Here is a 25,279-nt window from a genome sequence, read left to right as displayed (position 1 = left end):
TCCGCTGACCTCGAGCACGGCGCGGGCCGTGCTCTTCAGCGCGCTTTCCACCGCCGCCTCCTTCGGCGGCCTCGCGCTCTCCACCCATCCTGGCACGGCCGGCATGGGATTGCTGCTGCTGCTGTCCCTCCTGATCATGCTCTCGACCATCTTCCTGTTCCTGCCGGCCTTGATGGGCCCGCCGCCGTCGCGCTCCGATTAATCCCGAACCCGAGGAGACCGCCTCCGATGACCGTCACGAGCTATGCCGAAGGCGTGCGTACCGAGCGCCATGACCAGGTTATCGAGGTCACGCTGGACCGGCCGAAGGCGAATGCGATCGATCCCGGCTTGAGCCAGCGGCTGGGCGAGATCTTCTCGGAATATCGCGACGATCCGACCTTGCGCGTTGCCATCGTGACCGCGGCCGGGCGCTTCTTCTCGGGCGGCTGGGATCTGAAGGCGGCGGCGCCGGATCAGGATTTCGGCCGGGGCGGCTTCGCGGGGCTGACCGAGATATTCAATCTACGCAAGCCGGTGATCGCAGCCGTCAACGGCATTGCCGCCGGCGGCGGCTTCGAGCTGGCGCTGGCCTGCGATCTGATCGTGGCGGCGGAGAGCGCAGAGTTCATGGTGCCCGAGATCAAGATCGGCCTGATCCCCGATGGCGGCGGCGTGCTGCGGCTGCCCAAGCGCCTGCCGCGATCGCTCGCGAACGAGCTGATCCTGACCGGACGGACGATGAGCGCCGCCGAGGCCGATCGCCACGGCCTGCTCAACCGGCTGGTGCCGCTGCCGGAGCTGATGACCGCCGCGCGCGCGCTCGCCGCCGATCTGGTCAAGTCCGCACCGCTGGCGGTGATGGCGGCCAAGGCCGTCATGCAGGCGACCGAAGCGATGTCGGTGGAGGAGGGTTACAAGTTCCTGGCCAGCGGCACGCTCCCCGAATATCAGCGCATGCGCGATTCGGAGGATTACTGGGAAGGGCCCAAGGCGTTCCAGGAACGCCGCCCGCCGGTCTGGAAGGGACGCTGAGCGTCCGGCACTGAGCAGGCGCAGCATCGTCACGCATGCGCCAAGTCTCGGGCCGGACCGGCCAAACATCGTGAAAATGCCGTAAATACAGCAATTTTTCGCTGTCTTTAGCTTATAGAAACGATAGCCAAGCGATAGTTCTCACCGGCGGTCTCTCCGCGCCAGGATGCGTGCGGAAGACCGGCCCCCGAGGAAACCATCATGGCTACCGTTCGGATCTTCGGCCTCGAATCGACTGAGCTCAACCGCCGCGCGGAAGCGGCGCGCGGCTATGCGCCGGTGCGCGATCCGGTGAGTCCCGGCCAGAATCTGCGCCGCCTGTTGCTGATCTTCGTCACCACGACCGGCGTCTCGCTGCTGTCCTTGATCGGGCTGCTGTTCTACGGCGCGGTCCTCGGCTTCTAGCCATCGGCCTCGCCGGCGAAGCGCCACCCGCGGCGCTCGAAAATAGATCTGAGCCAGACCGCCGTCAGCAGCGCCACCACCATTCCGCCGACGACATCGCTGAGGAAATGCGCGTTGATGATGACGCGCGTCGCCGCGATGACGATGGCAACCGCGAAAGCGGGAAGCCGCCAACGCGGCTGGATCATCGCGAACGCGAAAGCCAGGGCGAAGACCGTCGTCGCATGGCCCGACGGGAATCCTCGTAGATCGGCGGCGAGATGCCAGGGTCTGAATTCGTAGATTCCTTCATGGAGAAAAGAGTTGGGCCGCGAGCGCCCGACCAGAAGCTTGATCAGGTTGGTGAGGATTCCGGCCAGCGCGACGGTTGCGAACAGGAAGGCCGCCGCGAACGCGCGCTTTCTTTCCCGCGATCCAAGCGGACTGCCGTGTTCGGCCCGGCGGGCACGCCACGCCCAGAAGAGCGCCAAGACCCCGCTCAGGAGCAGCCAGCCGAGAGACTTGCCGAGCCAAGTGATATCGCCCGCAGGACTTCTGAACCAACCAGGCAGCGTCTCCATCGCCAAAGCGACGGGCCGGTCCACGAACAGCATCAAGGGCGGGATCGACAATGTCGCCAGCGCGACCGTCAGGATGACGGCCGCAGGCCGGCGTTTTGCGCTCGAACGGTCAGGGACCGGGGGCATAGAGGGTCAGGCGCTGCCAATCGCCCTTGCTGTAATTGAAGGTGTCGAGCTGGGCCAGGATCTCGGTCGAGATGGCGCCCTTCGTCGCGGCCGCATCGAAGGCGGCCCGGGCATCCTCGGTGATCAGGGCAAAGCGACAACGGGTATGATCGGCCAGCGAGGCGGCGGCCTGGCCAGGGTCGGTCAGCTGGGTCTCGGTGCCCAGCAGAAAGACAAGGCTGGGCTCGCCGAAACCGACGCTGGCAAGACGGGGCGAGGGACAATCGGCATAGGCCCGGATCGCCTCGGCCACCATGCGGCTGGGCCAGAGCACATCGAGATTGGGCAGCAGCCGGCCATAGATCGAAAGACAGGCGAGCTGGCTCGCCACCAGGAGACAGACCACCCCCGGCAAGGCGCGTCCTCGCGCCGTCATGATGCTGCCGATCAGCATCGCGGCGGCAATGACGAAGGCGTAGGGCCAGGCCATGGGATCGATCGGCTGATGCAGAAACCGCGGCAGCCAGAGGCCGGCGCCGGCGATAGCGACGCCGATGACGATCGTTGCCCCGAGATTGAGGCAGCCGAGGAACCGCTGCCAGACGGCCGTGGTGGAAGCGAGCGACGACAGGTTCTGACTGATCGAGTAGGCGGTCAGCAGCGCCAGCCCGGCATAGAGCGGCAGCGCGTAATGCGGCAGCTTGGTCGGGATCATCTCCAGAATCAGCCAGGCCGGGATCAGCCAGGCGATGCAGAAGCGGATCTCGGGCTCGCCGCGGCGGCGCGCCAATCGGAACATCGCCAATCCCACCGGCAGCGCGAAAGGCCAGAGCCCGAGGAAGAGCGTGGCGGCATAGTAACCGGGCAATCCGGCATGACCCTCCTGCGCGCCCAGGATCTTGTCGAAGAAATCATGCTTGATGGATTGCTGGACGAAGGCGCCACCACTCTTGGCCATGATGGCGAAGAACCAGGGCGCGGCCAGCGCCAAGGCCAGGAGCGCGCCCGGCAGCGGATAGAGCCGCAACAGCCAGCGCGCGCGCATCTCGAGCAAGGCGAGCGCCAGGGCCGTGAGGCCGACGAAAAACAGAATGACGGGCCCCTTGATGAGGAACCCGGCACCGATGGCGAGCCAGAACATCAAGGCATTGCCAACGCCCGGTGGCGCGGAGCCGGCGGGGCGCATCTCGGCCAGATAGACGCGCAGCAAAGCCACCATGGCCGCGAGAATGAGCGCCAACAGGACCGCGTCGGTCGTGGCCTGACGGATCTCGATCCCGAACAGCGGTGCGGCGGCCAGGATGAGGCCGGCCAGGAATCCGACCGGGGGCGAGAACAGCAGGCGTCCCATCCAGGCGGTCAGCAGCACCGCGGCCAATGCCGCCGCGAGCGAGGGGAGGCGGAAGCGCCAGATGCTGGGACCGTCGGGCGACCCCCCGGTGATCCAGTTGGCCGCCGCCTGCAGCCAATAGATGCCGACCGGCTTCTTGTAGCGTGGCGTGTCCTGGAAGTGGATGTCGATCAAGTCGCCGCTCTGCATCATCTGGCGCGTGGCCTGGGCGAAGCGGGATTCGTCGCGATCGATCGGCGGCAGGCTGAAGAAGCCGGGCAACAGCCACAGCAGGGCCACGACGGCCAGCAGCAGCGATCCCTTCCGCGGATGCTCGAGGATCGCGCTCAGCGACGCCATGGCGCCCGGCCGGACATCCGATCGGGAAGTGTCAGGGGCGGGCGGCATGGCGTGCGCGCAGCTTGTCGCGCCAGATGAAGAAGAGATTGCGCGCATAGATCGCGAGGCCGGCGCCCTGGCCGACGATGAAGACGGGGTCCTGCCGCCAGATCGCATAAGCGAGCAGGACGGCACCGCCTGCGACGCTGAAATACCAGAAGATCTCCGGCACGATGCTGCGGCCCGCCCGCTCGCTCATGATCCATTGGAACACGAAGCGCAGCGAGAACATCGTCTGGCCGATGAAGCCGACCACCAGCCAGCCGGTCATGAGTTTCTGCCTGCCATCGTCAGGATCCTTCTTTGGCAGCCCCGACAGCCTTTGTCAGGCTGCGCCGCTGGAGCCAGAAGACGCCCCAGAGATCGACCAGACCCCGCGCGGCACGACCGAGATTGCCATAGTTGGAGCGGCCATGTCGCCGCGGTCGGTCGTTCACCTCGATGAAGCGCGTTCGACCGCCGGCGATCTGAACCAGCGCCGGCAAAAACCGATGCATGCCATTGAAGCTCGGCAGCTGCAGCAGCAACGTGCGCCGGAACAGCTTGAGGCCGCAGGCGCTGTCGCTGCATCCGTCGTTCAGCACGCGCCGGCGAAGGCCGTTGGCAAGGCGGGACGCCACCTGCTTCGACCAGGGCGTTTTGCGGCGTTGGCGCAGGCCTCCGATCAGGTCCGCACCCGAGGCGAGGGCCAGATCGATCAGGCGCGGCAGGTCGGCCGGGTCGTTCTCGCCATCGGCGTCGATCGTCGCCACCCACGCCGATCGCGCGGCCTTGACGCCGGCCAGCATGGCGGCGCTCTGCCCGCTGCGCACCGGCAATCGCACCAGCCGCAACCGCGGATCGGCGGCCATCATCTCCGTCATGAGCAGGGATGTGCGATCCCGGCTCCCATCATCCGCCAGGATGATCTCGATGGGGCGATGCGATTCCGGCAGGACAAGGATCTCGCCCAGCAGAGGCGGCAGATTGTCGGCTTCGTTATGGGCCGGGATGACCAAGCTGTATTGCATGCGGGATGAGCGATTCTCTTCTCGATCCCACTCTAGCCCGCGATTTCGCGCAGCGTCAGGTCTGCCGGCTCGTTTCCGCTGTGACCTGGATCAGGCAGCCTCGCGTCAAGGCGCCGGCCAGGGCTGCGGCGACATCGAGGGCGGGGTCGGCCTCCAGGGCCTCGGTCAGTGCCGATTCGAGCGTGGCGCCGGTGGCCAAGCGCGCCAGCATGAGGAACTCGCCCCGCGAGATCGCGGCCATCGCCACATCGAATTCCTGGCGATAGACCAGCAGGCGGCTGCCGCCCTCGTCGAGATCGATTCTGACATTCGCGTCATCATCGGATTGATGGACGCGCCAGATCGTCTCGATCGGCCAGGGCGACTCCAGCAAGCGGCAGGCGGGGTGGAGTCGAAGCACCGGCAGGGTCTCGGCCGCTTGCGCCAAATCTGCCGGCGTCAGGACGGGCGCGTCCGGCGCGTGCCAGGCCCGATTGAGCGCCCATTCCAACCGGGCCATGTCGGCGAGATAGATCAGGGATGCGGCCGGCGGATAATGCGCGATGAAATCCGCAAAAGCCGCGCCATAGGCGGCGAGACGAGGTTCGCGGGGCGGATGGTCTTTGATGAAGGCCGTGGCGGCCGTACGGAAAAAACTATCGCCGACCAGGCGGTGCATCACGGGGAAGGTGGCCTTCAACGCCTCGGTCAGGCTGATCAGGCAATTGTTGCGGTAGATCTGCAGGCGTTGCGACGGCGCCAGGCCGAGCCCGTCGATATGGTCGAGCAATTCGCCGTCCCGCCGATCGGGCGAACGGTCGAGCACGCGCTCGGCCATGGCTTGCTGGAGATCATGCAGCCGCATGACGGGCCTTGGCGGCGGCGATGTCCGCTTGACGGCGCTCGCTCAGAAGTCTGTCGGCTTTGGCCGATTCTTCGAGCAGAATATTCAGCGCGGGGATCTCGGAATCCCATTCGATCAGCGTCGGGCGCGGCCCGATCCTGGCGAGGGTCGACCGATAGAGTGCCCAGACCTCCGGCATGACCGGCGATCCGTGATCGTCGATCCGCAGCTCGATCCCTTCCACCTCCTGCCGGCTGTGGCCGGCAAGGTGGATCTCGCCCACGAGGTCGCCCGGAATGGCCTCGAGATAGGCGCCGGCGTCGAAGCCCAGATTGCGCGCGCTCACATAGACATTGTTGACGTCGAGCAAGAGCCGGCAGCCGGCGCGGCGACAGGTCTCGACCAGGAACTCGGGTTCGCTCATCTCGGCATGACGGAAGGCGAGATAGCTCGACGGATTCTCGATCAGGATGGGACGGCCCAAGGCCGTCTGCGCCTGGTCGATATGCGCGACGAGCGTGGCGAGCGCCTCTTCGGTCCAGGGCAGCGGCAACAGGTCGTTGAGATAGAGACCGGCCTGGCCGGTCCAGGCGACATGCTCGGAGACCAGCGCCGGCTCGATCCGTTGCACCAGCTGTTTCAGGCGGCCGAGATGATCTTCGTCGAGCCCGCCCGCGCCGCCCAGGGACAAGCCGACGCCGTGGAGGCTGAGAGGATAGGTCTGGCGAAGCCGGTCCAGGACATGGGCCGACCAGCCGCCCGACATGTGGTTCTCCGCATGGGCCTCCAGCCATCCCGTGCATCGCTCGCTCTCGAGCAGTGCCCGATGATGCGGATGACGCAGGCCGATTCCGGCCATGGCCGGCAGCGGGCCTGCGTTCCCGTCTGGAGGCGAGGGAGGCGCCGTCATGGGAAAAGCGGAGTCCAATCCCCGGATCCTCGGTCAGGTCTTCGGTTCGAGACTGGCGCCCGAGATCTTTTCGCAGGTGCCCTTGGGCATATAGATCCAGGCATCCGGCTGCTTGTCCTTCGTCGTGGTGCCGGCGCAAGAATTGGAGGCGGTCTGGCAGTCATTCTTGCCGGTGGCCGAGATGCCGTAGCACTTCTCGTTATCCGCGGCGGACGCCGTCGTCGCTTGCGCCATCGAGATGGCGGCGGCGATCGCGGAAGCAAGAAGCAGTGGGGTCTTCATAAACGAGGTCTCCTGGGTTGGGGCTCAATGGCGGTCCAGAGATGACACCGGACCAGGATACATTTTAGGCATGGAAACGCGCTTTCACGACGATGTTATGGCCACGTTATCAAGCCTTTGAGCCTCCACTCCTGGGACGGCGGCTCAGTGTGGCGCTGAAACCGCTCCGGGCGCGATCAAACGGTCGTGACCCTCGACTTTGTGATCGGGCTTGTCTCGGGCAGACGGACGGGGTCACCATCGCCCGCGAGCCGGCCGGAAGCCGGCTCCAGAGCGGTCAGATCAGGAGACCTATCGATGCCGGAGTCAGTCGCGGGCCGACGGGTGATTGCCACCCGCAACATTCCCTATCGCGAATATGACATGGAGGGGCCGTTGCAGCGGGACATCAGCTATCTGCCCCTGAGCTACCGGAACGAGACCAAGGAAGGCTGCTATCTGATGCGAATGGACCCGGGCGCGGTCACGATCGCGCATGATCATCCGGGCTTCGAGGAGTTCATGGTGCTCGAAGGCGAGCTGATCGACAGCGACGGACGGCGTTTGCGCGCGGGCGATTTCGTGAGCTATGAGCCAGGCACCCATCACAATTCCTGGACCGAGAGCGGCTGCGTCATCATCGTTTTCGAATGGGGGGTGGAGCGGGGCAGGGCCGGAGGAATGGCGACCCAGACGTCTTAAATCCCCTGAACTTGTGGGTTTTTCGTGACCGCGACGGATAACCCGTTGCTTTTCCCCCTTCGAGGGGCTAAATCGCCCGCACCCAGGTAGGGTATAGTTTTTCTGGGGTCGCCCCTGGCGGCCCTAGGCGCTGCACCTGGAAGGCTCCTCCAGAGCCTTCGCACCGGACCCGTTCCCACCATCATCGGCTGGTCAATGGATTATCTCGATAAGCTCGAATCGCAGAGCGTTTATGTCCTGCGCGAGGCCTTCAACCGCATCGAAAAGCTCGCGATGCTGTGGTCGCTCGGCAAGGACAGCAACGTCATGATCTGGCTCGCGCGCAAGGCCTTCTTCGGCCATGTGCCGTTTCCGACCATGCATATCGATACCGGCAAGAAGTTCCCGGAGATGTATGCCTTCCGCGATCGCTACGCGAAGGAATGGAATCTGAACTTCATCCGCGAGGTCTGCCCGCCGATCGAAGAGACGGACGCGTCCTTGCCGCCGGCGGCCCGCTCGGCCGCGCGCAAGACGCTGGGCCTGCGCGCCGCGATCGCGAAGCATGGCTTTACCGGCATCATCGCCGGTATCCGGCGCGATGAAGAGGCGGTCCGCGCGAAGGAACGCTATTTCAGCCCGCGCGGCGATGCCGGCCAGTGGGACTTCCGCGATCAGCCGCCGGAATTCTGGGATCATTTCAACACGGACCTGCCGCCGGGCACGCATCTGCGGGTGCATCCGCTGTTGCACTGGACCGAGATCGACATCTGGCGCTACACCGAGCGCGAGAAGATCCCCTGCGTGCCGCTCTATTTCGCCAGGGATGGCAAGCGCTACCGCTCGCTCGGCGATGCCGACATCACCTCTCCCTTCAACAGCACCGCCACCACGATCCCGGAGATCATCGCCGAGCTGGAAGCGACCCGCACGCCCGAGCGTGCCGGCCGCGCCATGGACCGCGAGACCGAGGACGCGTTCGAGCGCCTGCGCGCCGACGGCTATATGTGAGCCTGGAAACCGGGATGTCGAACAAAGCAAAATCGAGCGCGGCGCGTGAGCAGCTGCGCATTGTCATCGTCGGCCATGTCGATCACGGCAAGTCGACCCTCGTCGGGCGGCTGTTCCACGACACGGGCTCGCTGCCCGAGGGCAAGTTCGAAGCCATCAAGGCGATGTGCGAGCGCCGCGGGATGCCCTTCGAATGGGCTTTCCTCATGGACTCGTTCCAATCGGAGCGGGACCAGGGCATCACCATCGACACCTCGCAGATCTGGTTCAAGACCCAGAAGCGCGACTATGTGATCATCGACGCGCCCGGCCATCGCGAGTTCATCAAGAACATGATCACCGGCGCCTCCAGCGCCGAGGCGGCGATGCTGCTGATCGATGCCGGCCACGGCATCCAGCAGCAGTCGCGCCTGCACGGGTTCCTGCTGAATCTGCTCGGCATCCGCCAGGTGGCGGTGGTCGTGAACAAGATGGATCTGGTGGATTACTCGGCCCAGCGCTTCGCCGAGATCCGCCAGCAATACACCCATTATCTGAGCGGCCTCGGCGTCACCCCCGATTATTTCATCCCGATCTCGGCGCGCGACGGCGACAACATGGCCGAGCACTCGGCGCGCATGAGCTGGTATCAGGGACCGACGGTGGTGGAGGCGCTCGACAGCTTCCATCCAACCGCGCGCCCGACCGACCAGCCGCTGCGCCTGCCGATCCAGGACGTCTACAAGTTCGACGACCGGCGCATCATCGTCGGCCGCATCGAGAGCGGCGTGCTGTCGGTCGGCGACCGGCTGATGTTCTCGCCCACCAACAAGACCGCCCGCGTCTCCTCGATCGAGAGCTGGAGCACGCCCTCGAAGCCGGTCGAGGGGCAGGCCGGCCAGTCGGTCGGCATCATGCTGGACGACCAGCTTTTCCTCGAGCGCGGCGAGCTGGCGAGCCACGAGGGCGACGCGCCGATCGAGACCAACGTCTTCCGCGGCCGCTTGTTCTGGCTGGGCCATGAGCCGCTCAAGGTTGGCGATACCTACGACCTGAAGCTGATGACCCGCGCGACGCCGGTCACGGTGCAGAAGATCGAGCGCGTATTCGATGCGGAGGATCTCTCCGAGAAGGCCGCGATCGAGGTGCCGCGTCACGGCGTGGCGGACGTCATCCTGCGGAGCCGTGGCCTGCTGGCGCTGGACGAGGGACGCGACATGGCGCGCTCCGGCCGCTTCGCGCTCAGCGACGCTCACAACATCGTCGCTGGCGGCGTCGTCAGCATGGAGGGCTATCCCGACCAGCGCGAGCTGGTGACGACCAAGGGCCGCAACATCAAGCGCGTCGCCCACGGCGTCGCCGTCGATGCCCGCACCGCGCGTAACGGCCATATGGGCGGCGTGCTGTGGTTCACGGGCCTTTCCGGCGCCGGCAAATCCACGATCGCGATGGCGGTCGAGCAGGAGCTGTTCGTGCGCGGCTATCAGGTCTATGTGCTCGACGGCGACAATGTGCGCCACGGCCTGAACGCCAATCTCGGTTTCTCGCCCGACGATCGCGCCGAGAACATCCGCCGTATCGGCGAGGTCGCGTCGCTCTTCGCCGATGCCGGCATGATCGCGATCACCGCCTTCATCTCGCCCTATCGTTCGGATCGCCAGCGCGCGCGCGAGGCGGCCAAGGGCGCCTTCCACGAGATCTATGTCGAGGCCGACGTCGCGACCTGCGAAAGCCGCGATCCGAAGGGCCTCTACAAGAAGGCGCGCTCCGGCGAGATCGCCGAGTTCACCGGCGTGTCGGCCCCCTATGAGCCGCCGGAGGCGGCCGAGCTGGTGGTCGATACCAAGAAACTTTCGGTGGCCGACAGCGTGAGCAAGGTGCTCGCATATATCGAACGGCATATGGCGTTGAAGGGCCCCGTAAAGCCCCGCTGATTCGCCACGATTTCTCCACAGATTCGCGGGGGATTGGCGTGGGTTGGGGTGATTTCTGCTTGCACCCTTCAGACCCGCCGGTTACGGTCCAACCCATTAACGATCTGCCGCCCAATGCGGCACCGAATCACAGGCCCTTCATGGCTCCGGAGCAGGGACCGGGGCGATAGATTGATGCAATTGTGCTAGGAACCAGGCCGACGCCTTAGGTGTCGACCCCTTGGTCCTGTTTTCGGCGCGGTTCGCCGCGTCCCATTGATCGCTTGGGGGACGGGGATGTCAGCTTGGCTGCAAGGGATCCGACAACGGACCACGCGCTGGCAAGCGCGTGTGTTCATGACTCGCGAAGTCCTCATCCGGGCCGACGGTAAAGTCACATACATCTCGATCTCGCCGGGCCTGCAGAAGGCCGCCGCTCTGACGATTCTGGCCGGCATCGTTTGGACGACCTACAGCTCGGTCGGCATGATGGTGAACGAGCGCGTCATCGAGCGGAAGAATGTCGAGGTCGCCGCTGCCCGTCAGGCCTACGACAATCTGATGAATGGCGTCGGCAGCGCCTATGACGAGTTCGCAAGGCTCGTCGGCAATCTCCAGAAAAGTCAGAATGAATTGCTCGGTCTCGCCGATTCCGAGTTGGGCGCGTCGCAGGATCCGGCCCAGTTGGCCGAGATCACCCGCCGCGCGGCGGCGGCCCGCCAGTCGCTCGGCGAGGCGGATGCCGCGATTCGCGCCAAGCTCGCGGTCTTCGAAGGCGACCTCACCTCGATCGCGGCCCAGCATCAGAAGCTCAACGAGACGATCGCGGTTCTCCAGGATGATCTGCGCCTGGCCGGCCGTGAGCAGAGCCAGTTGCATGCCGAGAATGCGGCGTTGAGCGCGGCGCTGAACGACACCGGCGAGCAGATCGCCTCGGTCACGACCGACCATGAGCGCCGCGAGGAGCGGGTCCGGTTGCTGCAGCAGGCGGTCGCGGCGCTGACCCATGACCGCAACGCGCTGGCCGACCGGCGCACGCAGCTTTCCGACGAGATCAAGAAGCTCGAGCAGCGGCTGGTCGCCTATCAGACCTCGCAGCAGTCGGTGGTCGAGAATCTGGCGGCGCGCACCCGCACGAATGTGGACGAGGTGCTGAAGACCGTCGCCATGACCGGCCTCGACGTGGACACACTCTTGTCACGGGCCGGCGAGAATATGCCGGGGATCGGCGGGCCCTTCGTCGATCTGCGGCAGGTGAGCGATTTGAATGCGGCCGAAAGCGCGATGCTGACGGTGGCCAGCCTCGATGACGAGGTGGATCGCTGGGACCGGCTGCAGTTCGTGCTGCATACCCTGCCGCTGGCGGCACCCCTGGACCATTTCCTGTTGTCGAGCGGCTTCGGCAGCCGGCGCGACCCCATCAATGGAAGATTGGCGGTCCATGAAGGGTTGGATTTTCTGAGCGAGTTGGGTGCCCCCGTGATGGCGACGGCGCCCGGCAAGGTCGTCTTTGCCGGGTGGAAGGGCGATTATGGCAAAATGGTGGAAATCGACCATGGTCTGGGGATTCACACCCGCTATGGGCATTTGAAGTCCATCACTGTTAAGGTGGGAGATGAAGTAACCTACCGGCAGCAGATCGGCGCACTCGGCAATACCGGGCGCAGCACTGGCCCCCATGTTCACTACGAAGTGCGCGTGGACGATAAAGCCTACGATCCGATGAACTTCCTTGAGGCAGGACGCTATGTTTTCAAAGGGTAACAACAGACAGCCGTCGAGTTCTTCGACCATGGTTCAAAACGAGCCGGCGCGCACCACGACACGAACCTCTTCGACTCCGTCCATCATCAGCGCCGATCTGCATGTGATCGGCGATCTGGTGTCGAACGGCGACATCCAGGTGGATGGCGAGATCGAAGGCGACATCCAGAGCCGGACCATCACCATCGGCGCCACCGCGCATGTGCGCGGCTCGGTTTCCGCGGAGACGGTGCGGGTCTGTGGTGCGGTCACCGGGCAGATCCGTGGCAACACGGTTTCGCTCGATCGCACCGCGCGCGTTTCCGGCGACATCCTTCATGCGAGCCTGGCGATCGAGCCGGGCGCGTTTCTGGAAGGGCACTGCCGTCGCATTGAGAGCGTGACCGCCGACACCACCGTGACGCCCCTGATCGAGCATGATCGCGGGCACAGCTCGGAATCGGTTCCGGCAGCCGCCAACCTCTAGTCGAGACCGCGGCCTACAAAAAACGCGTCGTCCGGCCCTGTTGCGGGGCCGTGGCGGCGCGTTTGCGTTTTCGGCATCAGGGTCTTAGGGCGGTTCAGGCCGGCAGGGCCAGCGCCCGCGCATAGAGGTCGGGGTCGACATTGCCGCCCGACAGCACGACGGCGACGGTGCGACCTTTGACATCGAGCTTGCCCGTCAGCAGGGCCGCCAGCGCCACGGCGCCGCCGGGCTCGACCACCAGCTTCAGCAGCGTGTGGGCGATCGCGATCGTCTTCATGACCTCATCGTCGCTGACGGCGAGACCGCCTGCCAGTTGCCGCCGGTTGAGGGCGAAGGTGAGCTCGCCGGGCGTTGCCGCCATCAAGGCATCGCAGATGCTGCGCGCATCCGGCCCATTGCCGACCCGCTCGCCCTTTTCGAGCGAGCGCCTGGTATCGTCGAAGTCGCGGGGCTCGCAGGCATAGACCTTGATGTTCGGCAAGATGTGCTTGAGGGCGAGCGCGGTCCCGGCGATCAGCCCGCCGCCGCCGGCAGGCACCAGCGCGATATCGGGCGTCAATCCCAACGCCAGCGCGTCGGTCGCGATCTCGCGTCCGATCGTGCCCTGGCCGGCGATGATGTCGGGATCGTCATAGGGGCGCACGATGGCGGCTCCGCGTTCGGCGGCGAGCTTCTGGGTCACCTGCTCGCGATCTTCCCGGTAGCGGTCGTAAGCGATGACCTCGGCGCCCAGCGCGCGGGTGTTGTTGAGCTTGATGGCGGGCGCATCAGCCGGCATCACGATCGTCGCCGGCAGGCCCAGCAGCGCCGCCGCCGCCGCGACGCCTTGCGCGTGATTGCCGGAAGAGAAGGCGATGATCGCCTTGGGCTTTGGACCTTCCTCGACCAGCTTGCGGATCTTGTTGAAGGCGCCGCGGAACTTGAAGGAGCCGGTGCGCTGCAGGGTCTCGGGCTTGATCAGGACCCGCGCGCCGGTCAGCCGGTCGAGCGCCGGCGAGCGCAGCAGGGGCGTATGGGTCGCATGGCCGGCCAGCCGCAAGGCCGCCTGCTCGATATCGAGATAGGTCGGCAGGTCTTGGGTCGCGACGGCCTCAGCGGCGGTCGAGGCGGGCGAAGAGGGCATCGATGGCCTCCAGGGCAGCGGGTTCGTCCAGCATGGGCGCGTGGCCCACGCCCGGCAGGGTCACATGAATCAGGTCGGGTTTTGCAGCGATCATTTTCGCAAGGCTGCCATCCGACAGCACGTCCGACCGGCCGCCGCGAATGACCAGCACCGGCCGGCGGTCGAGGGCCCGGAACAGGGGCCAGAGATCGGGGATGGGGCCGCCCTCGCGCAAGGGCCGCGCCAGCGCCACGTCCCAATCGACATGGAGCCCGTCATCGGCCTCCCGGAAGGTGGAGCGCGCGAGGTTCTGCCAGGCCTTTTCATCGGGCAGGCCCAGCTCGGGATAGGTCGCCTTGAGATGGGCAACGCCGGCGGCCCAGTCGGGTTGCGGATGATCCTGGCCGATATAATCGATGATCCGCGAGACGCCGCCGGATTCGATCTCGGGCCCGATATCGTTCAGCACCGCGGCCACGAGCGCCGCAGGCCGCGCCACGGCGAGCCCCATGGTCAGGAGCCCGCCCATCGAGGTGCCGATGGCGACGAAGCGGTTCATGCCTTCGAGCGTCAGGAGCTGCAGCAGATCCTCGAGATAGGTCTCGGGTTTGTATTTCCGCCAGTCGGGATCGTAGGCGGAGAGGCCGCGGCCACGGTAATCGGGACAGATGATCCGCCGCCCCTGCGCCGCCAGATGGCTGGCGAGGTTATGGAAATCCTTCGAGTTGCGCGTGATCCCGGAAAGGCAGAGCACGGCCGGTCCCGGCGCCAACGGATCGCCATAGGCGCGATAATAGAGCCGAAGCCCATCCACGGCGCTGTAATGACGCGCTTCGAAACGGTCGGGGGGTGGGGAAGATGAATGCAGGAAAGCCGCTCCTTTTTTCTCCCCCTCGCTTTGCGCGGGCGAGGGTTGAAGAAAGCTTCTCACTCTTCGCGGCTATGCGCCAAGCAGATCCGGCAGCTCCGCCAACTGCGTCACCTGCGCCAGCGGCCGACCGGGGAGGCGGTCGAGCGGCGCCGCCTCGCGATTGACCCAGATGGTTTGAAAACCGAAGGCGGCGGCACCCGCGGCATCCCAGCCATTGGCGCTGACGAAGGCGATCCTGGCGGCTTCGATGCCGAGGCGATCGACCGCGAGTTGATAGACCGGAGGAACCGGCTTGTAGCGGCCGACCGTCTCGATCGAGAGAACCGCGTCGAACAGTGCCGCGAGCTTCGCCTTGCCGACGATGGCTTCCAGCATGGCGGGCGTGCCGTTGGAGAGAATGGCCGTCTGGAGGCCCAGTCCGCGCAGGAGACGCAGCGTCGCCGCCGCATCGGGATAGGCATCGAGCTCCAGATAAATCTCCAGCAGCCGCTGGCGCAGCGCCGCCGGCAGGGACAGGGCCTCGAGCGCGTAATCCAGCGCGTCGGCGGTGACCTGCTGGAAGTCGGCGTGGCGTCCCATCAAGGTCCGCAGCCAGCTATATTCGAGCTGCTTCTGGCGCCAGAGGCGACTCAACGCGGCATGGCGATCGCCCAGCGCCTCGCGATGCCGGGCGGCGGCGCTGGCAACATCGAACAAGGTGCCATAGGCGTCGAAGACGAACGCGCGGACGGAGCGAAGCGGCGCAGCGGCCGCCGCCGTCACGGGGTGGCGCTCCGGCCGAGATCCTGCTCGAGCGAGAGGGCGATCTCGGTTTTGCCGTTCAGACGGTGGCGATAGACCTGCAGGTTCTCGAGCACGCGCTGGACATAGTTGCGCGTCTCGGAGAAGGGGATGGTCTCGATCCAGTCGATCGCATCGACCCCGCGGTCGCGCGGATCGCCATATTCGGACATCCAGGACTGCACCCGCGCCGGGCCCGCATTGTAGGAGGCGATCGCCAGGATATAGGACCCGTCGAAGCCGTTGACCAGGTCGCCCAGATAGGCGCGGCCGAGCTTGATGTTGTAGGTCGGATCCTTGGTCAGCTTGGCATCGCTATAGGGAAGCTGCAGCTTCTTGGAGATCTGCTTGGCCGTGCGCGGCATCAGCTGCATCAGCCCGAGCGCCCCCGCCGAGCTCGTCGCCTTCTGGTCGAAGGCGCTTTCCTGGCGGATGACGGCGAGGATCAGCGCGTCTTCCGGATTGTCGCCGGCCGGCAGCGCCTGCATCGGATAGAGATAGTCCAGCAGCTCCACGCCCTGCGTGCGGGCCTGCTTGGCGACGGCGACGCCATAATCGCGCCGGCCGATATCGTCGGCGAGATCGGCGATCATGCGGTAGTCGGCCGGCTCCTTCGCCCGCTCGGTCAGGCGCAGGAGGAAGCTGCGGCAGCGGTCGGCTTCGTCGAGTTCGCCCAGCATCCGCACCAGCCGCACCAGCTCGAGCTTCTCGAACTTGGCTTTGCCTTCATTGGTGATCTTGGGCAGGCGCGGGAAGCTCAGCCCGTCGGCCGTGCCCAGCCGCTGCGCCGCCAATTGTCCGTAATAGCTGGACAGGCTCTCGGCCGCCTTCTTGTACCATTCCTGCGCCAGGGCCTTTTCGCCCATCTCCTCGGCGGCGCGTCCGGCCCAATAGGCGCCGCGCCCCTTGCTGATGGCCGATCCGACGCCGGCATAGAGCCGAGTGAAATGGTCGTAGCCGGTTTTGTACTCGTTCAGGAACCGCAACGCGATCCAGCCGGCGAGGAACTCGCCATCGGCGAAGACGGCGCCATCGTCGGCGCCATGGGCCTCGGCGAGGCGGTAGGCGACCGAGATGTCGCCGCGCTCGAGCGCATGGCGGGCCGCGTACTCATATTCCTTCCACATCAGGACGGGATAAGGATTGGTCGGCGGCGGCGGATCGAGCAGCGCCGCGGCGCCCACATCGTCGTCATTGCGGCGCTTGAAGCGGGCCCGTTCATAGATCAGGCCCGGATCGTTCTGCAACGATTTCGGCACTGCCGCGACCACGGCATCCACATTGGGACCGCCCGTCATCAGGCGGATCCGCGCCTCGGCGAGCTTGCGGTGATCGTCGTCGACGCGGGCCATCACGCGGCGGGCATCGTCGGCATCGCCCGCCCAGAGCAGGTGGTCGAGGCGCGCCAGATGATCCTGGGGCCGCAGGAAGGCGCCGAATTGATCGAGATAGGCCTGCTCCTTGTCGGGGCTGATCGACATCTCGATCCAGCCGGCCCGCACGACCCGGGCGGCATCGTCACGCAGGCCCGCGGCCGCATAGGCGCGGCCGAGCGCGATCGTGCCCTCGATGGTCTGGGGCTCGCGGCCCTTGAACCAGGCCAGCGTCTCGGCGATGCCGTAATCGCCCGGCATGGCCCGCTCGCCCGCCTGCTGCAGCGAGATCTGCCCGGGCCAGTCCGGGTTGTCGCGCATGAATTTGGTGATCTCGTCGAAGGACCGGCCGGGGCCGGGCCGGATCAGGTCGAGCCACTGGATCATCTTGGCCGGCAGCTTCTCCTTGGCCCGCTGCGCGATCTCCCGGGCCTTGGCCCAGTTCTGCTTGTCGACCTGCTTGAAGGCGTCGGCGTAGATCGCCTTGTCGGAGGCGCCCAGAAGCTTGGCTTCGGCGGCACTCTGCCCAAGGACGGACGCGCCCGCGATCAGGGCCACGAACAGAAAAAGGCGCTGCAGAACGGCGGTGCCGCGCAAAAGACAAGACCCCTTTCCGGGTCGGATCGGTAAGCGAGTGGGCCGGATGCGTCGAGCGACTCGGTCGCCCAGCATGCTTCCTAATGCTTATCAAAGTGCCAACAAGCCTACCACTGCGCAGGCCACCGCAGGCTTCCATGCTGGAAGGCGAGGGCGGTTTTTCCATGGCTGGATGCCGGCCGCAGGACAAGGCGGCGGCTGGTGAACCGGGGTCAGGCGGCTTGCGGGGGCGGGGCGGGGTTTGTATGGTCCCCCCGACCGTTCAGGGGCCTGGTCCGGCCGCAGCCCCGAGGTCTCCCCATTCCTGCCGAATTATGGCGACCGGACGCCAGGAGAAGCGATGTTCAAGGGTTCCTTCACAGCATTGATCACGCCCATGCGCAACGGCGCGGTCGACGAGCGGGCCTTCCAGGATCTCTGCGAGTGGCAGATTGCCGAGGGGACCCATGGGCTGGTTCCGGTCGGCACCACGGGCGAATCCCCGACCCTCTCCCATGAAGAGCATATGCGCGTCGTCGAGCTCTGCATCGAGGCGGCGGCGGGCCGGGTTCCGGTCGTTGCCGGCACCGGCTCGAACTCGACCGCCGAGGCGATCCAGCTGACGCAGCATGCGAAGGAGGCGGGCGCCACCGCCGCGCTGGTCGTGCTGCCCTATTACAACAAGCCGACGCCCGAGGGGCAGTACCAGCATTACAAGGCGATCCACGACGCGGTCGAAATCCCGATCATCATCTACAACGTCCCGCCGCGCAGCGCGGTGGACATGACGGTCGAGACCATGGCGCGGCTGGCGAAGCTGCCGCGCATCGTCGGCGTGAAGGACGCGACCGCCGACCTGACCCGCTCGCTCTCGACCAAGCTCGCGATCGGTGCGGAGTTCTGCCAGCTCTCGGGCGAGGACGGCACCGCGATCGCCTTCCTGTCCCAGGGCGGCCATGGCTGCATCTCGGTCACCTCCAACGTGGCGCCGCGGCTCTGTGCCCAGATGCACGATGCCTGGCAGGCCGGCCGCTTCCCCGAGGCCATCGCGATCCATGAGCGGCTTTTCCCGCTGCACAAGGCGCTGTTCTGCGAGAGCAGCCCGGGGCCGGTGAAATATGCGGCGAGCCTGCTCGGCCGTGGCACGGCCGAGGCGCGCCTGCCACTCTGCGAGATCGCGGACAGCTCGAAGCAGAAGGTGAAGAGCGCCATGGTCTCGGTCGGGCTTCTGAACTGAGCCCGAGACTGACCAGGCTCTGATCATGGCGCGCGATCTCGAGGCGCAACGTTTCGCTGCGCAGAACCGCAAGGCGCGTCACGATTATTTCATCGAGGACACGCTCGAGGCCGGCATGATGCTGCTCGGCACCGAGGTGAAGTCGCTGCGCTCGGGCCGGGCCTCGATCGCCGAGGCCTTCGCGGTCGAGAAGGAAGGCGCGCTCTGGCTCGTCAACGCCTTCATCCCGGAATATGACTCGGCCTCGCGCTTCAACCATCTGCCGCGGCGCGCCCGCAAGCTCCTGGTGCGCAAGCGCGAGATGAGCCGCCTCCTGGGCTCGATCACGCGCGACGGCATGACGCTGATCCCGCTCGCGATCTATTTCAACGACCGCGGCATCGCCAAGCTCCAGCTCGGGCTCGCCAAGGGCAAGCGCAAGGTCGACAAGCGCGAGAGCATCAAGGAGCGCGACTGGAAGCGCGACAAGGCGCGCGAGATGCGCAACCGCAACCGCTAGCCGGTCCCCCCGCGACCGGGTCAGGCCCGGTCGATCTCCATTTTCAGATTGGCGACCACGGCATCGAACATCGCCTCGGTCAGGCGGCCGGTGTTGGTGTTGAGCCGCGAGCAGTGATAGCTGTCGGCGAGGACCAGCCCGCCCGACAGCCGATGCACCGCGCCATGGCCGAAGCGGTGGGCGCTGCGCCGTTCGCCCGTGGCCGCCAGCAGCGCGTCATGGGCGATCCCGCCCAGCGCCAGCACCGCCTTGAGCCGGGGCATGGCGGCCATCTCCGTCGCCAGGAAGCCGTTGCAGGTCTTGATCTCGGCCGGCACCGGCTTGTTCTCGGGCGGCACGCAGCGCACGGCGTTGGTGACCCGGCAGTCGATCAGCTCGAGGCTGTCGTCGCGACGGCGCTCGAACTCGCCCCGCGCGAAGCCGTTCCGTTTCAGGCTGGCATAGAGCAGGTCGCCGGCATAATCGCCGGTGAAGGGGCGTCCGGTGCGGTTGGCGCCGCGCAGGCCCGGCGCCAGGCCCAGGATCAGCAGCCGCGCCTCCAGCGAGCCGAAGGCCGGCACCGGCGCATTGTGCCAATCGGGCTCGGCCGCGCGGTTGCGCTCGCGCATCTGGACGAGGCGGGGACAGCGGGGGCAGTCGGCCCCCGGGTCGAGCCGTGGATCGCCGACCGCCCCCGCTCGAAGGGAGGGGGGCGTCATAGGCGGGTTGGTATCACGAACTCAGGCGGGCTGCACCAACCGGCCGGCTTCGTCGGCGGGACCACGCACCGAATGCTGGGGATGCTGGCGCTGGATGCGATCGGCGAGATCGGTCAGGTCGATGAAACGATCGGCCTGCCGGCGCAGCTCGTCGGCGATCATCGGCGGCTGGGATCGGACGGTCGACACGACGGTCACCCGGACGCCCCGGCGCTGGACCGCTTCGACCAGGCGGCGGAAATCACCGTCGCCGGAGAACAGCAGCGCATGGTCGATATGCTCAGCCATCTCGAGCATGTCGATCGCGAGCTCGACATCCATATTGCCCTTGCGCTTGCGCTGGCCGGTGGCGTCGACGAACTCCTTGGTCGGCTTCGTCACCATGGTGTAGCCGTTGTAATCGAGCCAATCGACCAGCGGACGGATCGGGGAATACTCCTCGTTCTCGGTCAGGGCGGTGTAATAGAACGCACGAACGAGGTGGCAGCCGGCCTGAAAAAGCTCCAGCAGCCGCTTGTAATCGATGTCGAAGCCAAGGCTTTTGGCGGCTGCGTAGGTATTGGCGCCGTCGATGAAAATGGCGACCTTCTCCTGGGGATAGAAAAACTTACTGACCATTCTCTTTATCCCTGATGTGTTGGATTTAAAACAGGCTCGATCTATCTGTGGCAACGATGTGATATCAACTCGGGGCGCATTCGTTACCTTGCTTATCTGGGTCTGTCGAGCACTGCAGGCAAGGCGAGTTCGTCAGCTTTCCTTACGGATTTAGCGGGCTTTCGGACCTATCCCCATGACCGCCTCCAGCAAAGAAACGATTCTCATCGCACTTGGTGCCAACCTTCCGAGCGCGCGGTTCGGCGCACCCCGTGTCACGCTGGAGGCAGCCCTGGCGGCGATCGCGGCCAAGGGCGTGCAGATCCTCCGGCGCTCCTCCTGGTGGGAGTCTGAACCGATGCCGGTCTCCGACCAGCCCTGGTATGTGAACGGCGTGGCTTCCATCGCCACGACCCTCGAGCCCGCTGCGTTGCTGGCCCTGCTTCATGGGGTCGAGGCCGAGTTCGGTCGCATCCGGGGAGCCCGGAACGAAGCCCGCCTGCTCGACCTCGATCTGCTGGCCTATGGCGACCGCCGGCGGGACGGCCCCGAGCCCCCCTTGCTGCCCCATCCGCGTCTCGCCGACCGGGCCTTCGTGCTGCTGCCGCTGACCGAGGTGGCCCCCGACTGGCACCACCCGGTCTCCGGGGAATCCGTGCGGCAATTGATCGCGCGATTGCCCGAAGGCCAGAGGATCCGGCGGGTCGAGGGTTGAGGGGAGGGGACGCGGGCGCCGGTTTGGCGCCTGCCGATCAAGGGCTTGGCCGGCTTTGGCAAGCCCTGCCGCAGGCTTCGCGGCGGCTCCCTCCGTTGTCTCCAAATTGTGTCGTAAAGGCTTCGGAATCCTTGCGTTTCTGAAATCGGCTTCCTATATTCACATCAACCAATCCCTTGACCGTTTAGCTGGAGGGCGACGCATGGCGCGCGTTACCGTAGAAGATTGCGTCCTTAAGGTTCCCAACCGTTTCGAACTCGTGATGTTGGCGGCGCAGCGCGCGCGCGACATTTCGGCGGGCTCCGCGCTCACCGTCGATCGCGACAACGACAAGAATCCGGTCGTGTCGCTGCGCGAGATCGCCGACACGACCATCGACCTCGAGGCGCTCAACCAGAGCCTCATCAAGGGCCTGCAGAAGGTCGCCGAGGTGGATGAGCCGACCGAGGACGAAGGCAGCTTCGGCGAAGGCACGGAACTCCTTAACGACATCATGGAAACATTGCCCGAGGGCGATGGACAGGACGAGGGCGACCTCGAGGAAGACGCCGACGAGGCGAGCGACCTCGACGTCCCGAACGAGGATGGCCAAGAGGGCACAGACCAGGGTGGGCGTCCGGAGTAACGTCGCAGGCGGCATCGAACCCGACCCGCGCCGCGACACGACGATTGTCGTCCGGACGCGGGCCTTCGGTGCTGGGGCGCCGAAGCTCCACGCGATTTCCAATGTGATGAGTCCGATGGGCTCGGGATGGCGGTCATGATCCGCCAGTTCGAGCTCGTCGAGTTGGTCAAGGGCTACGATCCAGGCGCGGATGAGGAAACCCTCAACCGCGCCTATGTTTTTTCCATGAAGGCGCATGGCTCGCAATCGCGGGCCTCGGGCGATCCCTATTTCTCGCACCCGCTCGGCGTCGCCGAAATCCTCACCCGCATGAAGCTCGACGGCGCGTCGATCGCGACGGCGCTGCTGCACGACACCGTCGAGGACACCGAAGCGACGCTCGAGCAGATCGAGCAGCTCTTCGGCAAGGAGATCGCGCGGCTGGTGGACGGCGTCACCAAGCTGTCGCGCCTCGAGCTGCAATCCGACAGCACCAAGCATGCGGAGAATTTCCGCAAGCTGGTGCTGGCCATGTCGGACGACATCCGGGTGCTGCTGGTCAAGCTCGCCGACCGGCTGCACAACATGCAGACGCTCCATTTCATCAAGGACCCGGACAAGCGCAAGCGTATCGCGCTGGAGACGCTCGACATCTACGCGCCCTTGGCCGAGCGCATCGGCATGCAGCGGATGAAGGACGAGCTCGAGAATCTGGCTTTTGCCGAGATCAATCCCGAGGCCTGCAAGTCGATCAAGCAGCGCCTGTCGTTCCTGCGCGAGCAGGGCGGGGTGGTGGTGACGCGCATCATCGACAAGCTCAAGGCCGATCTCGCCGAGGGCGGGGTCGAGGCGCAGATCTCGGGCCGCGAGAAATCGCCCTATTCGATCTGGCGCAAGATGCAGCGCAAGAATATCGGCTTCGAGCAGCTCTCCGACATCATGGCCTTCCGCATCGTCGTGGCCGATGTCGGCCAGTGCTACCAGGCGCTGGGCATCCTCCACAGCCGCTATGCCATGGTTCCGGGCCGCTTCAAGGACTACATCTCGACGCCCAAGCCGAACAATTACCGCTCGCTCCATACCGGCGTGATCGGGCCTGAGCGCCAGCGCATCGAGATCCAGATCCGCACCCCCGACATGCATGAGGTCGCCGACCTCGGCGTCGCGGCGCACTGGAAATACAAGCAGAACGGCGAGCGCATCGACGGAAAGCAATATCGCTGGCTGCGCGAGCTGCTCGACATCCTGGAGCATGCGGCGGGGCCCGAGGAGTTCCTCGAGCATACCAAGCTCGAGATGTTCCAGGACCAGGTGTTCTGCTTCACGCCGAAGGGCGACCTGATCGCGCTGCCGCGCGGCGCCACGCCGGTCGATTTCGCCTATGCGGTCCATTCCCAGATCGGCGATACCTGCGTCGGCGCCAAGGTCAATGGCCGCATCGTGCCGCTCTCGAGCGTGCTCACCAATGGCGACCAGGTCGAGATCGTGACCTCCAGGGCGCAGACGCCGTCGCCGACCTGGGAGCGCTTCGTCGTCACCGGCCGGGCCCGCGCGCGCATCCGCCGCTTCGTGCGCACCCAGCAGCGCACGCAATATATGGAGCTCGGACGCGCCATCCTGGAGAAGGAATTCCGCCAGGAGGGCTTCGATTTCACCACCAAGGGCATCGACGGCGTCCTCAAGAAACTCAAATTCGAGAGCGGCGACGATCTGATGGCGGCGGTGGGAGCCGGCCTGCAGAGCGGGCGCGAGGTGCTCCACGCCGTCTATCCCGGCACCAAGGCCGCGCCGAAAACGCCGAAGATCGGGCCGATGACCTCGGGAGGCAAGGCGAAGGCGACGAAGAAGGCCAAGGGCCCGGCGATCCCGATCGTGGGCCTGATCCCGGGCATGGCGCTGCATTTCGCCGGCTGCTGCCATCCGTTGCCGGGCGACCGCATCGTCGGCATCGTCACCACCGGCAAGGGCGTCACCATCCACACCATCGACTGCGAGAGCCTGGAGGCCTTCGCCGATGCGCCGGAACGCTGGCTCGATGTCGGCTGGGACAACGGCTCCGGCGACCCCGAGGTCCATGTCGGCCGGCTGCATGTGGTGCTCAACAACGAGCCCGGCAGTCTCGGCAACATCTCCTCGGTGATCGGCAAGAGCGAGGGCAACATCTCGAACCTCAAGATCACGCGCCGGTCGCTCGATTTCTTCGAGATGATGATCGACGTGGAGGTCAAGGATGTGCGTCACCTGACCAACATCATCGCCGCGTTGCGCGCGACTCCGACCGTATCGTCGGTCGAAAGGGCCCGAGGATAGATTCCGGCCATGCGGCGCGTCGCCGGTGCCCGTCCTCGGCCAAGGATGAGATCCGTATGAAAAGCTCTTTGCGCCTCGGCGTGAACATCGACCATGTCGCCACCATCCGCAACGCGCGGGGCGGCCCGCATCCCGATCCCGTCCGCGCGGCACGGCTCGCGGCCCAGGCTGGTGCCGATGGCATCACCGCCCATCTGCGCGAGGATCGCCGTCATATCTCCGACGATGACATCGGACGTCTCTCGCGCGAGATCGAGCTGCCGCTCAACCTCGAGATGGCCGCGACCCGCGAGATGTTGGCGATCGCGCTGAAGCATCGCCCTCATGCCGCCTGCATCGTTCCGGAGAAGCGGGAGGAGCGGACCACCGAAGGCGGGCTCGACGTGGCGCACGGGCGCGCCCAGCTCGAGCCCTTCGTCCGGGAGCTGGCGGCGGCCGGGATCCGCGTCTCGATGTTCGTCGAAGCAGACCCGGCTCAGCTCGACGCGGCCAAGGCGATCGGTGCGGCGGTGGTCGAGCTGCATACCGGTGCCTATTGCCATGCCGAAGGCGTGGCGCGCGATCGCGAGCTTGCCCGCATCGTGGCCGCCGCCGCGCATGCCGAGGGCGTGGGGCTCGAATGCCATGCCGGCCATGGCCTGACCTATGACACCGTCGGCCCGATCGCCGCGATTGCGACCCTGGCCGAGCTCAATATCGGCCACTTCCTCGTGGGCGAGGCAATTTTTGTCGGCTTCGAGAGCGCCATCCGCGGCATGCGCAAGCTCATGGACCAGGCCCGTGCGGAGGCCGGCGGCACGCGGCAGAGCGTGGGCCGGCCATGACCCCTTCCTGCAAGGATTGAACGCAATGATCCTCGGTATCGGTTCTGACATCATCGACATCCGGCGTATCGAGCGGACGCTCGAGCGGTTCGGCGAACGCTTCATCGAGCGGGTCTATACCGATATCGAGCGGGCGAAGTCCGATCGGCGGGCCAACCGGGCGGCGAGCTATGCCAAGCGGTTCGCGGCCAAGGAGGCCTGCGCCAAGGCGCTCGGCACCGGCTTCAGCCAGGGTGTGTTCTGGCGGGATCTGGGGGTGGTCAATCTGCCCTCGGGCAAACCCACCATGAAGCTCACGGGCGGGGCGGCGGCGCGGCTGGCGAAGATCACGCCGGCGGGCATGGTCGCCCAGATCGATCTGACCATCACCGACGACGACCCGCAGGCCCAGGCCTTCGTGATCATCTCGGCCTTGCCGGCCGGGCCTCGATAATCTTGAAATCCCGTTAGAATTGCCGGGTT

Annotated in this window: 28 protein-coding genes; 15 read left to right on the top strand and 13 right to left on the bottom strand. The window is 65.9% G+C overall.

Translation table 11 applies throughout. From position 1 onward, the window contains the following. The 3 genes from ACREE8_RS16495 to ACREE8_RS16485 all read left to right on the top strand — a co-directional run. A partial coding sequence (locus tag ACREE8_RS16495; RefSeq protein ID WP_431574105.1) for a hypothetical protein occupies positions 1–202 on the top strand: 202 nt, incomplete at its 5' end. Between the two features lie 26 nt (positions 203–228). Next, positions 229–1,014, top strand: a complete 786-nt coding sequence (locus ACREE8_RS16490) for an enoyl-CoA hydratase-related protein (RefSeq protein WP_431574104.1) — start codon at positions 229–231, stop codon at positions 1,012–1,014. Between the two features lie 201 nt (positions 1,015–1,215). After that, positions 1,216–1,419, top strand: a complete 204-nt coding sequence (locus tag ACREE8_RS16485; RefSeq protein ID WP_151177027.1) for a hypothetical protein — start codon at positions 1,216–1,218, stop codon at positions 1,417–1,419. Here the strand turns inward: ACREE8_RS16485 and ACREE8_RS16480 are convergent. The 7 genes from ACREE8_RS16480 to ACREE8_RS16450 all read right to left on the bottom strand — a co-directional run bounded on the left by ACREE8_RS16480 (position 1,416) and on the right by ACREE8_RS16450 (position 6,838). Beyond that, a complete protein-coding gene (locus ACREE8_RS16480; RefSeq protein WP_431574103.1) occupies positions 1,416–2,105 on the bottom strand; it encodes a phosphatase PAP2 family protein in 690 nt (229 codons plus the stop codon). The genes ACREE8_RS16485 and ACREE8_RS16480 overlap by 4 nt on opposite strands. Beyond that, positions 2,089–3,774: an ArnT family glycosyltransferase gene (locus tag ACREE8_RS16475; protein ID WP_431574102.1), complete on the bottom strand. Its 1,686-nt coding sequence runs from the start codon at positions 3,772–3,774 to the stop codon at positions 2,089–2,091. Before ACREE8_RS16475 ends, ACREE8_RS16480 begins: the two co-directional genes overlap by 17 nt. A gap of 31 nt (positions 3,775–3,805) precedes the next feature. Further along, the gene (locus tag ACREE8_RS16470; RefSeq protein WP_431574101.1) at positions 3,806–4,084 is read right to left on the bottom strand and encodes a lipid-A-disaccharide synthase N-terminal domain-containing protein; all 279 of its coding nucleotides are present in this window, start codon (positions 4,082–4,084) and stop codon (positions 3,806–3,808) included. A 19-nt stretch (positions 4,085–4,103) separates the two neighbouring features. Beyond that, positions 4,104–4,823, bottom strand: coding sequence for a glycosyltransferase family 2 protein (locus tag ACREE8_RS16465; protein ID WP_431574100.1), 720 nt, complete (start codon positions 4,821–4,823; stop codon positions 4,104–4,106). Positions 4,824–4,878: 55 nt separating this feature from the next. Beyond that, positions 4,879–5,667 (bottom strand): HvfC/BufC N-terminal domain-containing protein, encoded by a 789-nt coding sequence (locus tag ACREE8_RS16460; protein ID WP_431574099.1) that lies wholly within the window; start codon positions 5,665–5,667, stop codon positions 4,879–4,881. Continuing rightward, entirely contained in the window at positions 5,654–6,505 is an 852-nt protein-coding gene (gene bufB, locus ACREE8_RS16455) for an MNIO family bufferin maturase (protein WP_431574098.1), read from the bottom strand. The genes ACREE8_RS16460 and bufB overlap by 14 nt, the downstream gene beginning before the upstream one ends. An 84-nt stretch (positions 6,506–6,589) precedes the next feature. Then, on the bottom strand, positions 6,590–6,838 hold the full coding sequence (locus tag ACREE8_RS16450; RefSeq protein WP_431574097.1) for a BufA1 family periplasmic bufferin-type metallophore: 249 nt from the start codon (positions 6,836–6,838) through the stop codon (positions 6,590–6,592). Positions 6,839–7,135: 297 nt separating this feature from the next. Here ACREE8_RS16450 and ACREE8_RS16445 point away from each other — a divergent pair, with 297 nt between their 5' ends. The 5 genes from ACREE8_RS16445 to ACREE8_RS16425 all read left to right on the top strand — a co-directional run bounded on the left by ACREE8_RS16445 (position 7,136) and on the right by ACREE8_RS16425 (position 12,631). Then, positions 7,136–7,519, top strand: coding sequence for a cupin domain-containing protein (locus ACREE8_RS16445; RefSeq protein WP_431574096.1), 384 nt, complete (start codon positions 7,136–7,138; stop codon positions 7,517–7,519). Between the two features lie 195 nt (positions 7,520–7,714). Then, the gene (gene cysD, locus ACREE8_RS16440; RefSeq protein ID WP_431574095.1) at positions 7,715–8,509 is read left to right on the top strand and encodes a sulfate adenylyltransferase subunit CysD; all 795 of its coding nucleotides are present in this window, start codon (positions 7,715–7,717) and stop codon (positions 8,507–8,509) included. Positions 8,510–8,523: 14 nt separating this feature from the next. Further along, complete coding sequence (gene cysC / locus ACREE8_RS16435; protein WP_431574094.1) at positions 8,524–10,422, top strand: adenylyl-sulfate kinase; 1,899 nt, start codon at positions 8,524–8,526, stop codon at positions 10,420–10,422. 336 nt (positions 10,423–10,758) lie between these two features. Further along, on the top strand, positions 10,759–12,165 hold the full coding sequence (locus tag ACREE8_RS16430; protein ID WP_431574093.1) for a peptidoglycan DD-metalloendopeptidase family protein: 1,407 nt from the start codon (positions 10,759–10,761) through the stop codon (positions 12,163–12,165). Positions 12,166–12,193: 28 nt separating this feature from the next. Next, positions 12,194–12,631, top strand: a complete 438-nt coding sequence (locus tag ACREE8_RS16425; protein ID WP_431574092.1) for a bactofilin family protein — start codon at positions 12,194–12,196, stop codon at positions 12,629–12,631. A gap of 94 nt (positions 12,632–12,725) precedes the next feature. Here ACREE8_RS16425 and ACREE8_RS16420 read toward each other — a convergent pair whose 3' ends face one another. The 4 genes from ACREE8_RS16420 to ACREE8_RS16405 all read right to left on the bottom strand — a co-directional run bounded on the left by ACREE8_RS16420 (position 12,726) and on the right by ACREE8_RS16405 (position 17,354). Continuing rightward, positions 12,726–13,754: a threonine/serine dehydratase gene (locus ACREE8_RS16420; RefSeq protein WP_431574091.1), complete on the bottom strand. Its 1,029-nt coding sequence runs from the start codon at positions 13,752–13,754 to the stop codon at positions 12,726–12,728. Next, the gene (locus ACREE8_RS16415; RefSeq protein ID WP_431574090.1) at positions 13,723–14,547 is read right to left on the bottom strand and encodes an alpha/beta fold hydrolase; all 825 of its coding nucleotides are present in this window, start codon (positions 14,545–14,547) and stop codon (positions 13,723–13,725) included. Before ACREE8_RS16415 ends, ACREE8_RS16420 begins: the two co-directional genes overlap by 32 nt. A 126-nt stretch (positions 14,548–14,673) precedes the next feature. Continuing rightward, complete coding sequence (locus ACREE8_RS16410) at positions 14,674–15,366, bottom strand: haloacid dehalogenase type II (protein WP_431574089.1); 693 nt, start codon at positions 15,364–15,366, stop codon at positions 14,674–14,676. Next, positions 15,363–17,354, bottom strand: a complete 1,992-nt coding sequence (locus ACREE8_RS16405) for a lytic transglycosylase domain-containing protein (protein ID WP_431574088.1) — start codon at positions 17,352–17,354, stop codon at positions 15,363–15,365. Before ACREE8_RS16405 ends, ACREE8_RS16410 begins: the two co-directional genes overlap by 4 nt. A gap of 340 nt (positions 17,355–17,694) precedes the next feature. Here ACREE8_RS16405 and dapA point away from each other — a divergent pair, with 340 nt between their 5' ends. Both dapA and smpB read left to right on the top strand, forming a co-directional pair. Then, on the top strand, positions 17,695–18,570 hold the full coding sequence (dapA, locus tag ACREE8_RS16400) for a 4-hydroxy-tetrahydrodipicolinate synthase (protein ID WP_431574087.1): 876 nt from the start codon (positions 17,695–17,697) through the stop codon (positions 18,568–18,570). 25 nt (positions 18,571–18,595) lie between these two features. Next, the gene (gene smpB, locus ACREE8_RS16395) at positions 18,596–19,069 is read left to right on the top strand and encodes an SsrA-binding protein SmpB (protein ID WP_431574086.1); all 474 of its coding nucleotides are present in this window, start codon (positions 18,596–18,598) and stop codon (positions 19,067–19,069) included. A gap of 20 nt (positions 19,070–19,089) precedes the next feature. Here the strand turns inward: smpB and ACREE8_RS16390 are convergent, their stop codons facing one another. Continuing rightward, on the bottom strand, positions 19,090–19,677 hold the full coding sequence (locus tag ACREE8_RS16390) for a uracil-DNA glycosylase (protein WP_431574085.1): 588 nt from the start codon (positions 19,675–19,677) through the stop codon (positions 19,090–19,092). A 111-nt stretch (positions 19,678–19,788) separates the two neighbouring features. Beyond that, entirely contained in the window at positions 19,789–20,385 is a 597-nt protein-coding gene (locus ACREE8_RS16385; protein ID WP_431574084.1) for an NYN domain-containing protein, read from the bottom strand. A gap of 175 nt (positions 20,386–20,560) precedes the next feature. Here ACREE8_RS16385 and folK point away from each other — a divergent pair, with 175 nt between their 5' ends. From folK to acpS, 5 genes are all read left to right on the top strand, one after another. Beyond that, on the top strand, positions 20,561–21,079 hold the full coding sequence (folK, locus tag ACREE8_RS16380; RefSeq protein WP_431574083.1) for a 2-amino-4-hydroxy-6-hydroxymethyldihydropteridine diphosphokinase: 519 nt from the start codon (positions 20,561–20,563) through the stop codon (positions 21,077–21,079). 202 nt (positions 21,080–21,281) lie between these two features. Further along, positions 21,282–21,704 (top strand): DNA-directed RNA polymerase subunit omega, encoded by a 423-nt coding sequence (gene rpoZ, locus ACREE8_RS16375; RefSeq protein WP_431574107.1) that lies wholly within the window; start codon positions 21,282–21,284, stop codon positions 21,702–21,704. Positions 21,705–21,839: 135 nt separating this feature from the next. Continuing rightward, positions 21,840–23,993, top strand: a complete 2,154-nt coding sequence (locus tag ACREE8_RS16370; RefSeq protein WP_431574082.1) for a RelA/SpoT family protein — start codon at positions 21,840–21,842, stop codon at positions 23,991–23,993. A gap of 56 nt (positions 23,994–24,049) precedes the next feature. Further along, positions 24,050–24,817: a pyridoxine 5'-phosphate synthase gene (locus ACREE8_RS16365; protein WP_431574081.1), complete on the top strand. Its 768-nt coding sequence runs from the start codon at positions 24,050–24,052 to the stop codon at positions 24,815–24,817. Positions 24,818–24,842: 25 nt separating this feature from the next. Further along, entirely contained in the window at positions 24,843–25,250 is a 408-nt protein-coding gene (gene acpS, locus ACREE8_RS16360) for a holo-ACP synthase (protein ID WP_431574080.1), read from the top strand. The last annotated feature ends 29 nt before the right edge of the window (positions 25,251–25,279 follow it).

This window comes from Hypericibacter sp. (assembly GCF_050729195.1).
GTDB lineage: Bacteria > Pseudomonadota > Alphaproteobacteria > Dongiales > Dongiaceae > Hypericibacter.
The sequence above is the reverse complement of the archived record's forward strand: the minus strand, read 5'-3'. Positions and strand labels throughout refer to the sequence as shown.